Origin of the sequence: Acinetobacter sp. GWC1_38_13 (genome assembly GCF_001767535.1) — a bacterium.
Classification (GTDB): domain Bacteria; phylum Pseudomonadota; class Gammaproteobacteria; order Pseudomonadales; family Moraxellaceae; genus Acinetobacter; species Acinetobacter junii.
Genome location: NZ_MELG01000034.1, coordinates 1 through 15,285, shown reverse-complemented (window position 1 = coordinate 15,285; position 15,285 = coordinate 1). Strand labels below are relative to the sequence as shown.

Sequence of the window (15,285 nt, the reverse complement as noted above, 5' to 3'; positions counted from 1 at the left end):
ACACCTTCACGATAAACAGGATCACCGCCTAAAGCTACAATTTTACGTGCAACAGCTGATCGCGCCATCGGAATGACTTCAACAGGTAAAGGAAATTCACGACCTAATTGCTCAACCCACTTTGAGTCATCAACAATACATACAAATTTTTTCGCAATTGAAGCAACAATTTTCTCACGAGTTAAAGCAGCACCGCCACCTTTGATCATGTGCATATGACGATCAATTTCATCTGCACCATCAACATAAGCATCTAGACCACCTACTGAATTCATATCTACAACTTCGATGCCAAGTTTTTCTAAGCGCTCTGCTGTCGCATTTGAACTCGCAACTGCAGCTTCTAATTGCAATTCAGGTAATAAATCAATTAAAAAATTAACGGTACTTCCTGTTCCTACGCCCAAAATGCCGCCTTTAGGCAAATGCTTTAAAGCTGCTTTTGCCGCAGCTTGTTTTTTTTCATCTTGGGTTGCATATAGACTCATGACTTCACTCAACTATTTTGACATTTGCTGCAAGAAAACAGCGCAAATGCACAGGGGTTTGCTACAATGACTGACTATTTTAAACTGTTATAGGGAAGATGAACATGCTGTCTCGTGTGGTACGACAAATTTTACAAGCAACGGTTTATGATGTTGCGATTGAAACACCGCTTGAAGCAGCTCCACGAATTAGTCAAAAAATTAATAATAATATTCGATTTAAACGTGAAGATTTACAGCCTGTATTCTCTTTCAAATTACGCGGTGCTTATAACAGAATTAGTCAATTACCAAAAGATCAATTGGAACGTGGTGTTATCTGCGCATCTGCGGGTAATCATGCTCAAGGTGTTGCACTGTCAGGAAAAAAACTAGGAATTCATGCGATCATTGTTATGCCTAGTACAACACCTGATATTAAAGTTCAGGCTGTTAAAAATCTTGGTGGTCAGGTCGTTTTACACGGCGATAGCTTTGATGTTGCGAACAAATATGCCAAACAGCGCGCAGAAGATGAAGGTTTAGTTTTCATTCCGCCTTACGATGATGAATTGGTCATTGCAGGTCAAGGAACCATAGCAAATGAAATATTGCGTCAATGGCGTGATGTTGAATATGTTTTTGTTGCTGTTGGTGGTGGTGGCTTGATTGCTGGAGTTGCAGCATATCTAGGTGAAGTTGCACCACATGTTAAAGTTGTTGGTGTTGAATACGAAGAATCAGCTTGTTTAAAAGCAGCACTAGAATCAAATGAACGTGTAATTCTACCTCATGTTGGCTTATTTGCGGATGGTACAGCAGTAGCACAAATAGGCGAATTACCTTTCGAAATGGTTCGTCTACGCAAATCTGATAATTCCGGACCTATCGTAGAACCTGATATCGTGACAGTAAATACAGATGAAATTTGCGCTGCCATTAAAGATACTTTTGATGAAAACCGTAGTATTGTTGAACCATCTGGTGCAATGGCATTAGCTGGTATCAAAAAGTATGTAGCTGAACACCAATTAAATAATAAGAACATGGTTTCAATTGTGTGTGGCGCGAACATGAACTTTGATCGCTTACGCTATATTGCTGAGCGCACCGAACTCGGTGAACGTCGTGAAGCAATTTACGCTGTTACGATTCCAGAACAGAAAGGTGCTTTTTTGAATTTCTGCCGTTCATTGCAAGGACGTAACATTACTGAGTTCAACTATCGTGCAAGTGATAGCAATCAAGCTCAAGTGTTTGTCGGAATCAGCTTGAAAGGTGGTGAAATTGAACGCCATGAAATTCATGAAATGCTGAAACAGCAATATGAAGTAGATGATTTATCTGATGATGAAGTAGCTAAACTTCACATCCGTTATTTGATCGGTGGACATGCTAACATTGAAAATGAACGTCTATTCCGTGTTGAATTTCCTGAGCGACCTGGAGCACTATTAACCTTCCTTGAGCGTCTCGGTCCAACCCACAACATCACTTTATTCCATTATCGTAATCATGGTGCAGCCGAAGGTCGTGTTTTGGTTGGTTTAGAGGCAACTGATGCGAAGCAAAATCCAGATGGTCTGATTGAAACTTTAGAGCAAATCACATATCCATATGCTGAAATTAGCGATAATATTGGATATAAACGTTTCCTCAAATAAGTAAATCTGATCTGATTTAAAACCGACAAATATGTCGGTTTTATTTTGAATATCGCATTTTTATAAGTTGATTTTCTTTGCACACAAATGATTACACACGCTCAAATTATTCCGTCTTAAAATAGTTAAAAAGATATTTTTTTCATTTAGTTAAGGATTGTTATGGCACAGTTTGCAGTCATTGGTTTAGGAAGTTTTGGGGCGACTGTTGCATTAGAACTCACTAAACTGAATCATGATGTTATTGGAATTGATACGATCAAGCGCAATGTGGAAAATTTGGCTGATCAAATCACTCATGCCGTTATTGCTGACGCTACAGATGAGCACGTACTAGAAGAATTGAATATTCAAAATTGTGATGCCGTTGTTGTCGCAATTGGTGAAGATATTGAAGCAAGTATTTTGTGTGTTTTAAACCTCAAAAATTTGGGTGTAGAAAAAATTTTAGTAAAAGCTAAAACCAAAGCTCATCACACAATTCTTTCTCACTTAAATATTACTAAAATTATTCATCCTGAAGAAGACATGGGTGTTCGAGTTGCACAAGCGCTTAACTATCCTATGGTTAGCCGTTACATGGCACTTGATCATGATCATTACATCATTAAAGTGCCTGTGCATGAGAAACTAAACAAGGTAAATCTATCAGGCATTCTCAAACAAGAACCTCATATCAAACTTTTACTACTTAAACGTGATGAACAAATTATTTATGAAATCGACTCTAGTTTTACCTTACAAACAGGTGACGTACTCATATTAGAAGGATTACTCACCCATCTAAAAAAATTATCGGGATGCTTCCTCTAAATGACCATAAAAATAAATTCGCAAAAGATATTTAATCTTAGCCCACCGACATTGCTCGCGATTGGCTTCTTAAGCTTTATCATTATTGGAACATTACTGCTTAAACTTCCGATTGCAAACAAAGGAAACTTAAGCTGGATGGATGCTTTGTTTACTGCAACTTCAGCGGTCACGATTACTGGTCTATCTGTAGTGAATTTAAATGAATCATTTAACCATCTCGGACAAGTTATAATTTTATTATTGATTCAATCTGGTGGTTTAGGTTTTATGACCTTCGCGATTTTGGCTGCTCTCAGTTTGGCACCCAAATTAGGTCTTAAACAACAAATGATGGCTCAAGACAGCCTAGGGCAAACAAGCTTATCTAAAGTTACATTCGTAGCAAAAGGCGTTGTACTTTATACCTTATTATTTGAATTGATTGGTGTAATCATCCTGAGTACATCATTTATTCCAATGTATGGTGTAGGGCGAGGATTGTATTATTCGATTTTCTACAGTATTTCCGCTTTTAACAATGCAGGCTTTTCTTTATTTGACAATAGTTTAATCAACTTTCAAAGTCATTATTTGATCTGCTTAACGATTAGTATGCTTTATACGCTGGGTGGTATCGGTTTTCTAGTACTAATTGATGTAAAACAGAATAAGAAATGGAGTAAATTAACACCGAATAGCAAACTTATACTAAGCACTATTCTTGTTTTAAATCTTATCGCTTTTATTCTTATTTGGCTTTTAGAATCAAATAACCCATTAACACTTGGTCCAATGACATTAGGTGAACAAGCGATGAACTCTTGGTTTCAGGCTACTGTTCCTCGTTCATCAGGTTTTAATACCATCAATACCAGTGCAATGGAGCATAGTACCGCGCTACTTACTATGCTATTGATGTTTATTGGTGGTGGTTCTTTAAGTACTGCAGGCGGTATAAAAGTTGGAACATTTGTGATCTTATTACTTACTGTTGTTTCATTTTTACGACGTAACGAAGAAATTCGTATTTTTAATCACTCTGTTTCTCATGAAACGACCTATAAAGCTTTAGCCGTAGCTGCGATTACAGGCATGTTAGTATTTATTGGGTGTTTTACGCTTTTTCTGCTTGAACCAAAATTAGATGTTTTAGATTTGATGTTTGAAGTCGTCTCAGCTGCTTGTACGGTTGGACTTTCTCGTGGTGTGACAGGCGAATTACATGACGGTAGTTTATTTGTATTAAGCTTGCTTATGTATACAGGACGACTAGGTCCACTCACCCTTGCATATCTCATAGCAACCCCTAAAAAGAGCCGCTTGAAACATGCAAATGCGAATATTCAGATTGGATAAAAGTTTAAAGGCTGCTCGACCACGATAGCTTGCTGACAAATTTCATCAGCTTGGTATTGTTGCTCGAATACAGCCTTTGACATAACCTCAAAATGATCACAAAAACTAATTTCTTGCTCATCAATAGAATAGATCAACGACTGATTTCCCGCCCCATCTAATGTGTCATAAAACACAATAACGAATTTGCCATCTTCATAGGCTTGCTGAATCTTCTCATACGTCAAAGCAGGTCTAATTAGGATCTGAAGTTGCTTCGCCTCTAAGTAAATTTTCTTTTCAATTTCATCAATATCAGGGTCAGGAAAGGTTCCTTCGTTGTAATCATGCCGACATAATTGAATAAGCTCAGCAATATCAATATTTGATTGATATTGCTTTAGAATCAACCATACTGCAAAAACCCCACAATTTGCCTCAAGCTGCAATAATGGATCAGGAATGTCTAAACTCATTTAGTACCAGTTCATCAAAGAAACGCCAAGTCCGACATATGTTGCTCGATGATTATAGTCGATCAAGCTCTCACCATAGCCTTCAAACAGTTGTAGATGACCACGTAACTTACCTTTGATTGGAAATGCCCAATCAAACTGCACAGCCCCATGTGACTTATCACCACCTTTCAGTGAATGGCGCAACATAAGTGAAAAATCATTTTCCTTGTGTCGGTAGAAAGCTGTCAAATCTCCGCGCCCAATATAATCTTTAATATCAGGGTTGTTATCATCTTTCACATCTTCTTCAATTCGATACCAAGGACGCAGCATCAAAGCAAAATTATCTTTCTCAAAACCAAGATTGAAGATAACTCGATTCCAACTTCTTGATAATGGATCTGAACGACCATTTGATTGGTGATTCAGCGTCACACCTAATAAGCGTGCATTTAACCCTAGAAGTTCATAATTTGTTCTAAACATTAAACTCGCTTCTGGCTCATAGTTGGTTTCTCGAAATGGACGAGACTCCTCTGAGTTATAAACTTGCCAGCGTGATGATTGCGTATAACCCAACCATAGATCACCATTATTTCCGAAAATATTTTCCCAAGCTTTGGTTTTTAAGGAAATCTGGAATTTAGCTTCAGAAGAAGTCAAATTTTGCTTATCTGTTACTGTGTTATTTGGATTCGGACTCTCTGGATATTCGTTTTTATCACTTGTCCAAAAAACTGGCAGTAAATAAACAGGCTGATACGCACGAATATTCCAAACACCCAGTTTACTCTCTTCAGACAACTCCCAACGTCGATCTAGTAAAGATACATTTGGATCAAATTTCGGAGCAGCGCCAATCAGATTCAAATCGCTGACCTTTTGAACCACTTTATCTTTTAAACTTTCAGGCGGGCTTTTTTCTAACTCTTTTGATTTAACGGGAGGTGCAGCCGCTACCATTGGTTCTGCAACCTGTGGCTCAGTGACGGTTGGAGCTTTAAACATGCTGTCATAGCAAGCCAAGCGGTCTGCACTCGAACTTAATGCAACACATGCTTCGACAGTAGCTGGAGTGGCAGGTTCTGCGACTTGTGCAAAGGTGTTTGATGCAGCAAAAGAACTAAGTATAGCGAGTATACTTAGCTCCAATTGAGCACGTTCAATTTTTTTGAACGTCATAGCGGTCTCCAATTTTTCTTTTAATTGACTTGCTGAATTTCAAAACCTAAGTTTTGTAACTCCTCACGTTTAGCAAATGGAGCCACTACTGCTCTCACAGGTTTTTGCTCCAATAGATATTCTTTTGCAACTCTTTGTAAATCAGCTAAAGTAACATTCAATAATCGTTCACGTAGAAGTTTACGGAACTTTGGTGTGCGTGCATGTAGTAATGCATAACATGCCGTTATTGCCTCTCCAGCAGGTGACCCAGGCTTATCCATACCAGACACCAATCCAAGAATTGCTTCTTCAAGTTGATGTTCTTTTTGTTCAGCATTTAATAGCCACTGGATACTCGCTTCAAAATCATTAAAGGTTTCTGCTAAACGAGGATCACGATAGCTATAGAAACGGAAAGCACAGGCATTACCATCATAGCTTGCTCCACCACCATACGCCCCACCTTTTTCACGAATAGCACTATGCAAATAACCATTACGCAAATATGCCGCTAATACCATAAGTGGAGCCGCATCAACATGTGCAACATCTACAGCTTGATAAGCGGATGCACAGAACTGAACATTTGACTGAATTAACCAAGCTTTATCATAATTTGTATCTACGTGGTCCACAGTAGTTAATGTTACGGGTTCTTTGCTGACATCTAACTTATCCCAGACATTTTGGATTTCTTCCACTAAACGGTCTGAATGATGTTCTTCACAAACTAATAAGAACTGTTTTGGTGCTTGTAAAAGCTTTCGGTGAATTGCCTTAAGCTCATCGATTAATGCCTGATAAGCTGCTTCATCATTATCGATTTTAGCCACTAAATCACTTAACCAGTTTAATGCACCTAAACCCGTATTATGATAATCACGGCGTGCCAATGCGCTCATTTGACGTGAAGCGGTCTGCATAGCATAACTATGCCCAGAACCTGATAAACGAGATTGCCAGCGTGTTTTACGTTGTTGTAACAGCTCAATGATTCGATCTTTTTCATCAAATCTTAGTTTCTCAAATGCTAACTTCAACAATTGAATCGCATCTAATTTTTGAGTAAGTGATTTGGTCGTTAAAGTTAACCATGCGCTGATACGATCTTTATCATCAACTTTGCTTCGTAATGAAGCTCCCATACCCAAACCTCCACTGACGGCTGTTTGAATTTGTTGAAGTTCTAAATAATCATATTCTCCTGCACCAACCTCGCCCATCAAAATTGAAAGCAGATTAAAATATGGCGATTGCACAATTTCATTTGGGATTTGGATTAAAACTTGTTGATAGTAAATACCATTAGTTCCAGCGTGATAGAGATTCAATGGAGTGTCTAATCCATTTGAAATGATCTCACGTAATTGACCTTTTACAATTTGCAACTCTGCTGGAATATCTTCCAAACCAACTTTTGGTAATAAATCTAAATCATCAGGTGTATCCTGACGCTGCTTTAAAGCTTCAGTTTGCTTTTGTATCTCAATCTTCTGTTCATCATTTAGATTTGCAGTGATTTCAGCTAAACGCGCTTGTTCAGCTTGTTGTTCTTTGAGTGATTTAGTGGCATCTGGTACCAGCGTCATTTGTACACGATGTGGATTATCTAACAAATGCGTTTGAATTAAATTAGATAGCCACATTGGATCTTTGAGTTCTTCTTTGACTTGTTCTATCGCAGAATCGACATCCCAAACGTGAACAGGATCATTATGATGAATAACACTACCTAAACCATTTAAGATCAAGCTAAGTCCGTATGGTGTTCCATCACCATTAATTTCACGTTGATGCAATTCGATTTGATGCAATATCGCGTCGACTAAATCCGTATCAACTGGTTTAGCAGCAACATCATTCAAAACTTTTAACACACCATCACGGAATTCATTTGCGTGCTCTGGATTTGAGCCTTGAACACCACAATAGAAAGTCATTTCAAAGTTACTATCATCAACCCCCATCAACGGACCAGTTGATTGTGCATATCCGCAAGTTTCCAAATAGTGACGTAATGGTGAAGCAGAATTTTCAAGAAGAATACCTTCAACCAAGCGCATACCTAAACGCAATTTAATATCACTTGTTTCAGGCAACAACCAAGATAAAACATGATAAGTTTTATCTTTCAAATCTTCACTATCAACCGCGTAATTCTCAATCACCTCAAGTGGAGCTGTGAGTCGCTTTTCTGGTTTTGAATATAAAGTTGTACCTTTAGAAAACTTATGAAGCGCTAAAGTTTCAAATTGCTCTTGTAAATCATAAGCACTTTGATTACCAAAGGTCATAAATACGGCATTACTTGGGTGATAATGAGTTTTGTAAAAATCAACTAACTGATCATACGTTAGATCAGGAATATCCTTTGGATCACCACCAGAGTTGTAATGATAGGTAGTTTCAGGAAATAAATGATGAGCAAGTTGATGATAAAGTTGATCTGTAGGTGAGCTCATTGCACCTTTCATTTCATTAAAGACTACACCTTTGTAGACTGCCTGATCATTTTCCAACTCAATACGAATACCCTCTTGCGCAAAATCTAAAGGATTTAAATTTGCAGCAAATGTAGCATCTAAATAAACAGACAATAAGTTTTGGAAGTCCTTTTTATTTTGAGTGGCAAATGGATATGCTGTCCAATCTGCGGCTGTAAATGCATTCATAAATGTATTTAATGAGCGACGGATCATTAAAAAGAATGGGTCACGTACAGGAAATTTTTCTGAACCACATAATGCAGTATGTTCAAGAATATGTGCAGCACCTTTGGAATCCATTGGCTGAGTTCTAAACGCAACTAAAAAGACATTTTCATCGTGTGAAGTCGCCAAATGGTAATGAATTGCGCCTGTCACTTTGTGTTTATATTCAGATACTTGAATATCAAGTGCTTCTACATGGTGTTGACGTAATAGCTGAAACGCAGGATGAATAGTTTGATTAATGCTTTCAGAAACATCGACAGTCATGAGTTCTCCAATTATCTAATAAAATGATTACAATTTATGATACTGAGTCTACCGAACAATCCCTACAGATATCCATGTAAATTACTATGTTTTTGTAGAAAAATGCAGCGAGTGACATAAAATTGATGTCAGATATTTTTTAATTCCAGTCCTTGAACATTCAAAATAATAAGCATGGAAAGCTCACCGTAAATGAAGTGAATTTTCTTCAACAAACTACTGTAATCTTGAGCATTCGTGTAAACTTCATGTTTTGATTTTTAACTGTGATGACAAACATGGCAACTGTTGATCTTTTTTCAATTGGTAATGCGCTCATTGACCAAGAATTTAAAGTTTCGTATGAGTTCTTAACAGAACATGCTTTGCAAAAAGGTACGATGCAGTTGACCGATGGTGAAACACAAACAGCTCTTTTTCAACAGCTACAAAAAACGCAAACTTATAAAGGTCAGGCAAGTGGTGGTTCTGCAGCAAATACAACTGTAGCCTTCAGTGCATTAGGTGGTTCAGCTTTTTATGGCTGCCGTGTAGGTAACGATGAATTAGGTTCTATTTATTTAAATGGACTAAATGAAGCTGGGATCACAACAACAAGTAAGTCAATCAGCAATGGTGTTACAGGTACCTGCATGGTACTGATTAGCCCTGATTCTGAACGTACAATGCACACTTTTCTAGGCATCACAGCAGAATTGACTGCTGAACAAATAGATTTTGAACCCTTAAAAACTGCTAAATGGCTATATATAGAAGGTTATTTATCTACGAGCGATACAGCAAGAGCTGCTGTCAAACAAGCTCGTGCTCTTGCTAAAGAACATGGTGTTAAAATCGCCCTTTCTCTTTCAGATCCTGCGATGGTGCAATATGCACGTCAAGGTCTCGAAGAGTTAATGGATGATGGTGTAGATTTATTATTCTGTAATGAACAAGAAGCACGTATGTTCACGAACACTGAAACGCTCGATGCAGCAATCGAGGCTTTAAAAACTAACAACCAACATATCGTGATTACTCAAGGGGCAAATGGCGCAGTCATTATTGATCCTGCAAATCAATTTCATGTTGCAGGTCGCCATGTGAATGCTGTAGACACAAATGGTGCTGGTGATGCCTTTGCGGGCGCGTTTTTATATGCAATTAACGCTGGACTTTCACTGGATGCAGCAGCACAGCTCGCAATCTTGATATCAAGTGAAGTTGTCGCTCAATTTGGTCCTCGTTTAAGTGTAGAAAACTACGCTAAACTTTTTGAACAATTTAAAAATGCTCAACAGGAATGTGCTTAAGATGGAAAAAATTTGCATGACTGAGGAAGTACCAGAACGTGAGTCACGTGCATTTGACACCATGAAGGGAACAACCATTTTTATTACACAAAAAGATGGAAGTTTTTATGCATATCAAAACATTTGTCCACACTTACAAACTGAACTGGAATACTTAGAAAATCAATTCTTGGATCAAGATCGTGAATACATTCAATGCTCAACCCATGGAGCTTTATTTTCAGTTGAAACTGGCGAATGTATTTCAGGTCCATGCCTAGGTGAACATCTTCAGAAGGTAAATTTGGAAGTCCACTCTGATGGTGGTATTTATATTGATTAATACGCAATAAGACTTCTGCTATGACTGAGTTTTTTCTTAATTATTATCTTATGCCATTTCACATGAGTGTTGTGGCTCTGATTTTTCTCAGCATAGCGGAAACTATTGGGATTTTTATAGGTTTACGTCCAAGTTCTTTAGTTAAGAAATTAACACCAGAATGGTTACTGAACTCACCTCTTTTAGATGTTAAATTCTCAAAATATTTAATCGTAGTGTTCCTACTGATTAACTTTAGTTTTGCCGGCTACTTTCTTGAACTATCCTTTTTTGCACTTCAACACTATTTTATTTCACCTTACTATTTATTCATTCCAGCTTTAGTCATCGACATATTCTTTACCGTTTTTATGATTCACTGTCTGGATCAGGTCATCAAACCCAAGGTTACCCACACTCATTCAAATCTTGTTGGTCGCTTAGCAACCATTTCAACAGGGAACGCGCGTCCTGGTTTTTCAGCACAAGCGCGTGTAAGAGATGAATTTGGACAACTTTATTATGTTCAGGTTGAGCCAGAATACGGTGAACTGGAGTTACAGTCTCAGGTTCTACTCATTAGCCGAAAATCCAACTCTCATTATTTGGCAAAAAAAATATCTATTTCGAACAAACTTTTTACGCCTGATTAATTTTTCATTCTTATCAAAAGCAAAACGCTCACCAAACGATCAAAAATTACAAACAGTTACAAAAAGAGTAACAATATTTGTCGTTTAGATCAGCCCTCCTATCACTCTAGTTTAGCTAAAAGCGTATATAGCGAATTGCATCACAATTTCAACAATAAACTCTACAATTACACTAGGTTTTAGTACTGTTTCATCATTAATTTTATTTATTTATGTAAGTGACTTTATAAGCATATGTAAATACTAGATATTTTATTATCATACTATTTTACTTGGTTTTAGATTAAATTAATTAACATTAAATCAAACCTTTTTAATCAGAATAAAATTATTAAATCACAACTGTTTTAATCAAGTTTAAAATGATAAAAACCAATTAATTTAGTTGGATAATAATTAGAATTAAAATTAATCAAAAATACTCATAAATAGTTGTTTTTAATAATTTTTATTGTTTATATTTATTTAAACCATCCTAAAGGTTTATTTTTAATAAATTTTATTTAATAATGTTTTATATCTTTTAAATATGAGGCTAAGTTCTATGAACACGAGTTCTCAAGATCCTAATCGGAAATTAATCCGTGAAATCACAATCATTCTTATTATTAAAGTTGTGATTTTACTTGTGATTAAAAATATCTGGTTTGATGCCCCAACAATTCCCAAAGATTTTAACAATGAAGTCGCTGAGCGTATTGCTGGCGACATGTCCAACAATCAGGAGACACGTTGATGATTTCTGAAAGCGTGGTCGATCTTTCGCGGTTCCAATTCGCAATGACCGCAATGTATCACTTTCTTTTCGTCCCTCTAACTTTAGGTCTTGCGTTTATTCTTGCCATTATGGAAACCACATATGTGATTTCTGGCAAAGAGATTTATAAAGATATGACCAAATTCTGGGGAAAACTCTTCGGGATTAACTTTGCCTTAGGTGTTACCACTGGTTTAACAATGGAGTTTCAGTTTGGTACGAACTGGGCATATTACTCTCACTATGTAGGTGACATTTTTGGTGCACCACTTGCCATCGAAGGCTTAATGGCTTTCTTCCTCGAATCCACTTTTATCGGTCTGTTTTTCTTTGGATGGGATCGTTTATCTAAAGTCCAGCATTTAGGTGTAACTTGGTTAGTGGCAATCGGTTCGAATATGTCTGCGCTATGGATTCTGATCGCAAACGGTTGGATGCAAAATCCTGTTGGTGCAGCCTTTAACTACGAAACCATGCGTATGGAATTGGTTGATTTCGGCGCTTTGATTTTCAACCCAGTTGCTCAAGTAAAATTTGTACATACTGTTTCTGCTGGTTATGTCACTGGCGCAATCTTTGTATTGGCAATCTCAAGCTATTATCTGTTAAAGAAACGTGATCTACCATTTGCACGTCGTTCATTCGCTATTGCTGCGATCTTCGGTCTAGCATCTACACTCTCAGTCATCTTACTTGGTGACGAGTCAGGCTATGAGTTAGGTGACGTCCAAAAAACTAAACTCGCTGCGATTGAGGCTGAATGGCATACAGAACCTGCGCCTGCTGCTTTCACTCTATTTGGTATCCCGAACCAAGCAGAGATGCGTACAGACTATGCGATTAAAATCCCTTATGTGATGGGTATCATCGCTACTCGTTCTACGGATAAACAGGTTACAGGCTTACATGACCTCATGAAAGAACATGAAGTCCGTATCCGTAATGGTATGGTTGCTTACAGCGAGTTGGAAAAATTACGTGCTGGTGATCGCTCTCCAGAATTGCTAGCATCTTTTGAGCAAAATCAAAAAGATCTTGGCTACGGTCTATTATTGAAAAAATATACACCAAACGTTGTTGATGCAACTGAAGCTCATATTCAGGCAGCAACAAAAGACACTATTCCAAACGTAGCAGCACTGTTCTTCTCATTCCGTGCAATGGTTGCTTCAGGCTTCCTAATGCTCTTGCTCTTCATTCTTGCAACTTGGGCTGTGGCTAAACGTAATGCAGAGAATAAACCTTGGTTACTTAAATTTGCATTATTTGCTTTACCACTACCTTGGATTGCAGCACAAACGGGTTGGTATGTCGCAGAAGGTGGTCGTCAACCGTGGTCAATTGGTGAAATCTTACCTACACATCTTTCTGCTTCTAGTGTGAGTGCTGGTGATGTATGGGGTTCAATTATCGCCCTAGCTGCTTTCTATACTGTATTGCTCATTATCGAGATGTACTTAATGATCAAATTTGCACGTTTAGGTCCAAGTTCTTTGCATACTGGTAAATATCACTTTGAGAAACTAGCTGCAAACACTAAGGAGGCTCAATCATGATCGAATATGAACTCCTAAAAATTATTTGGTGGGTTTTAGTTGGTGTACTACTCATTGGCTTTGCCCTCACCGATGGTTTCGATATGGGCTCTATGGCATTGATGCCATTTGTAGGAAAAACTGATTCAGAACGCCGCGCTGCGATCAATACGATTGCACCACACTGGGATGGCAACCAAGTTTGGTTTATTACTGCTGGTGGTGCGCTCTTTGCTGCATGGCCAATGGTATATGCTGTCGCATTCTCAGGAATGTATTGGGCGCTATTATTAGTACTATTTGCCTTGTTCCTCAGACCCGTTGGATTTGATTATCGCTCTAAGTTAGAAAACACCCAATGGCGTAACTCTTGGGACTGGGGATTGTGTATTGGTGGGGCTGTTCCAGCGCTAGTATTTGGTGTTGCATTTGGTAATTTATTCTTAGGTGTACCATTCACACTAGATGAAACTCTACGTTCTCAATATACAGGTAGTTTCTTTGCATTATTGAATCCATTTGCACTTATTTGTGGTTTAGTGAGTTTAAGCATGCTGTCTGCACATGGCGGTGCATGGTTAATGTTGCGTACAGATGGTGATCTTCACAATCGCTCAGCCAAAGCAACTCAAATCATGGCAATTGTATTCCTAGTATGCTTTTTGGCTGCAGGTGCATGGTTATTCTTTGGAAATATCTCAGGCTATAGTTATGCAGTGGCAGTAGATACAAATGCGGCATTAAACCCACTTGCAAAAGATGTAGTTACAAATGCAAATCATGGTTGGTTAAATAATTATTCAACTTACCCAATCACGATGGCAGCACCTATTGCCGCAATTCTTGGAGCTTTACTGGTCATTATTAGCGCAGCAAAACATAAAGCAGCAGCTAGTTTTACAGGTACAAGCCTCATGATTGTTGGTGCAATTTTAACAGCAGGTTTTTCATTGTTCCCATTCTTATTGCCGTCAAGTATTGATCCAACATCAAGCTTAACCATGTGGGATGCTGTTTCTAGTCATAAAACACTGGGTGTGATGACAGTAGCTGCTTGTATTTTCGTACCTATCATTTTGATCTATACCTCTTGGTCTTACTACAAAATGTGGGGTGTCATCACCAACAAACATATTGAAGAAAACTCTCATAGTTTGTATTAATCAGGAGATGTGAAATGTGGTATTTTGCATGGATACTAGGCGTTTTGATGGCATGTTTTGCTGGTGTACTTAGTGCACTCTATATTGAACATCACCAAGACTTAGATGAGGAATAATAAAATGGCTCAAGTCATGTCAACACCAAAGAATAGTAAAGCGCAAATTGTTGCAATGACCGTTTCCTTTTTGTTGGCATTGCCTCTTGCTGCAATTTTATTAGTCCATCCTGCACTCATGCTAGATGAAAATGGTCACTATAATCACAGCATACTCATGTTAGTCATGATTGGGATTTCAGGTGGTTTTATTCATGGTGTAGGATTTGTACCTAGATTTTGGTTATGGAAATGGTTATTTAGCCCTTTTATCGCATGGCCTTTAATGCTTTTGGGATATTTTATTTGGTTAGGTAATTAATTTATCAATATTAAAAGAGGAAGTTAATACTTCCTCTTTTTCCACATAACGTAATTACAATCAAATCACTTTAGACACACGAACCACTCACCTAATTCTTTTAGTCATTTCAACTAGACTTACTGGGATTAATGGTATTCCTACCTCCGCAGTTATTGGATAATCATCAACAATACCAGTGCGATTAAATCCTCTACGTTCATAATATTCAATAAGTTCTTTACGCACACTAAGTACATAAAGATTAATTTTCAAAACATCGGCATAAGTGTCACGTATATATTTTTCAGCAAAACTCAACATTCG

At 37.7% G+C, this 15,285-nt stretch carries 16 protein-coding genes; 11 read left to right on the top strand and 5 right to left on the bottom strand.

The genetic code is table 11. From position 1 onward, the window contains the following. Window positions 1-488: ribose-5-phosphate isomerase RpiA (gene rpiA, locus A2003_RS03340; RefSeq protein WP_286686798.1), on the bottom strand; the 488-nt coding region annotated here is incomplete at its 3' end. Window positions 489-586: 98 nt separating this feature from the next. On the opposite strand from rpiA, the gene ilvA reads away from it, so the two are divergent. The 3 genes from ilvA to A2003_RS03325 all read left to right on the top strand — a co-directional run bounded on the left by ilvA (window position 587) and on the right by A2003_RS03325 (window position 4,282). After that, on the top strand, window positions 587-2,131 hold the full coding sequence (ilvA, locus tag A2003_RS03335) for a threonine ammonia-lyase, biosynthetic (protein WP_171457196.1): 1,545 nt from the start codon (window positions 587-589) through the stop codon (window positions 2,129-2,131). 162 nt (window positions 2,132-2,293) lie between these two features. Beyond that, window positions 2,294-2,944: a potassium channel family protein gene (locus A2003_RS03330; RefSeq protein WP_004911349.1), complete on the top strand. Its 651-nt coding sequence runs from the start codon at window positions 2,294-2,296 to the stop codon at window positions 2,942-2,944. After that, window positions 2,945-4,282 (top strand): TrkH family potassium uptake protein, encoded by a 1,338-nt coding sequence (locus tag A2003_RS03325; protein ID WP_005402573.1) that lies wholly within the window; start codon window positions 2,945-2,947, stop codon window positions 4,280-4,282. It begins immediately after the preceding gene. On the opposite strand, the gene A2003_RS03320 is transcribed toward A2003_RS03325, so the two are convergent. Genes A2003_RS03320 through A2003_RS03310 form a run of 3 tightly spaced genes read right to left on the bottom strand, consistent with a single transcriptional unit; the run spans window position 4,270 to window position 8,861 of the window. Continuing rightward, window positions 4,270-4,737: a cysteine peptidase family C39 domain-containing protein gene (locus tag A2003_RS03320; RefSeq protein WP_286686797.1), complete on the bottom strand. Its 468-nt coding sequence runs from the start codon at window positions 4,735-4,737 to the stop codon at window positions 4,270-4,272. The two genes, A2003_RS03325 and A2003_RS03320, sit on opposite strands and share 13 nt — an antisense overlap. Continuing rightward, window positions 4,738-5,901 (bottom strand): phospholipase A, encoded by a 1,164-nt coding sequence (locus tag A2003_RS03315; protein ID WP_004962099.1) that lies wholly within the window; start codon window positions 5,899-5,901, stop codon window positions 4,738-4,740. It abuts the gene before it with no gap. A 20-nt stretch (window positions 5,902-5,921) separates the two neighbouring features. Next, entirely contained in the window at window positions 5,922-8,861 is a 2,940-nt protein-coding gene (locus A2003_RS03310) for an insulinase family protein (protein WP_286686796.1), read from the bottom strand. Window positions 8,862-9,139: 278 nt separating this feature from the next. Between A2003_RS03310 and A2003_RS03305 the strand changes: the two genes are divergently transcribed. The 8 genes from A2003_RS03305 (at window position 9,140) to A2003_RS03270 (ending at window position 14,979) form a co-directional block, all read left to right on the top strand. Further along, window positions 9,140-10,153, top strand: coding sequence for an adenosine kinase (locus A2003_RS03305; RefSeq protein ID WP_286686795.1), 1,014 nt, complete (start codon window positions 9,140-9,142; stop codon window positions 10,151-10,153). Between the two features lie 16 nt (window positions 10,154-10,169). Further along, window positions 10,170-10,475: a Rieske (2Fe-2S) protein gene (locus tag A2003_RS03300; RefSeq protein ID WP_017397586.1), complete on the top strand. Its 306-nt coding sequence runs from the start codon at window positions 10,170-10,172 to the stop codon at window positions 10,473-10,475. Between the two features lie 20 nt (window positions 10,476-10,495). Continuing rightward, complete coding sequence (locus A2003_RS03295; protein WP_005402568.1) at window positions 10,496-11,107, top strand: OB-fold-containig protein; 612 nt, start codon at window positions 10,496-10,498, stop codon at window positions 11,105-11,107. Between the two features lie 544 nt (window positions 11,108-11,651). Then, complete coding sequence (gene cydP, locus A2003_RS03290; protein WP_004911375.1) at window positions 11,652-11,843, top strand: cytochrome oxidase putative small subunit CydP; 192 nt, start codon at window positions 11,652-11,654, stop codon at window positions 11,841-11,843. Then, a complete protein-coding gene (locus A2003_RS03285; protein WP_004911377.1) occupies window positions 11,843-13,420 on the top strand; it encodes a cytochrome ubiquinol oxidase subunit I in 1,578 nt (525 codons plus the stop codon). Before cydP ends, A2003_RS03285 begins: the two co-directional genes overlap by 1 nt. Then, window positions 13,417-14,562: a cytochrome d ubiquinol oxidase subunit II gene (cydB, locus tag A2003_RS03280; protein WP_075696540.1), complete on the top strand. Its 1,146-nt coding sequence runs from the start codon at window positions 13,417-13,419 to the stop codon at window positions 14,560-14,562. The genes A2003_RS03285 and cydB overlap by 4 nt, the downstream gene beginning before the upstream one ends. 14 nt (window positions 14,563-14,576) lie before the next feature. Then, a complete protein-coding gene (cydX, locus tag A2003_RS03275; RefSeq protein ID WP_004653762.1) occupies window positions 14,577-14,678 on the top strand; it encodes a cytochrome bd-I oxidase subunit CydX in 102 nt (33 codons plus the stop codon). A 4-nt stretch (window positions 14,679-14,682) separates the two neighbouring features. Next, entirely contained in the window at window positions 14,683-14,979 is a 297-nt protein-coding gene (locus A2003_RS03270) for a cyd operon YbgE family protein (protein ID WP_004911382.1), read from the top strand. 87 nt (window positions 14,980-15,066) lie between these two features. On the opposite strand, the gene A2003_RS03265 is transcribed toward A2003_RS03270, so the two are convergent. Beyond that, window positions 15,067-15,285: GNAT family N-acetyltransferase (locus tag A2003_RS03265; RefSeq protein WP_502685945.1), on the bottom strand; the 219-nt coding region annotated here is incomplete at its 5' end.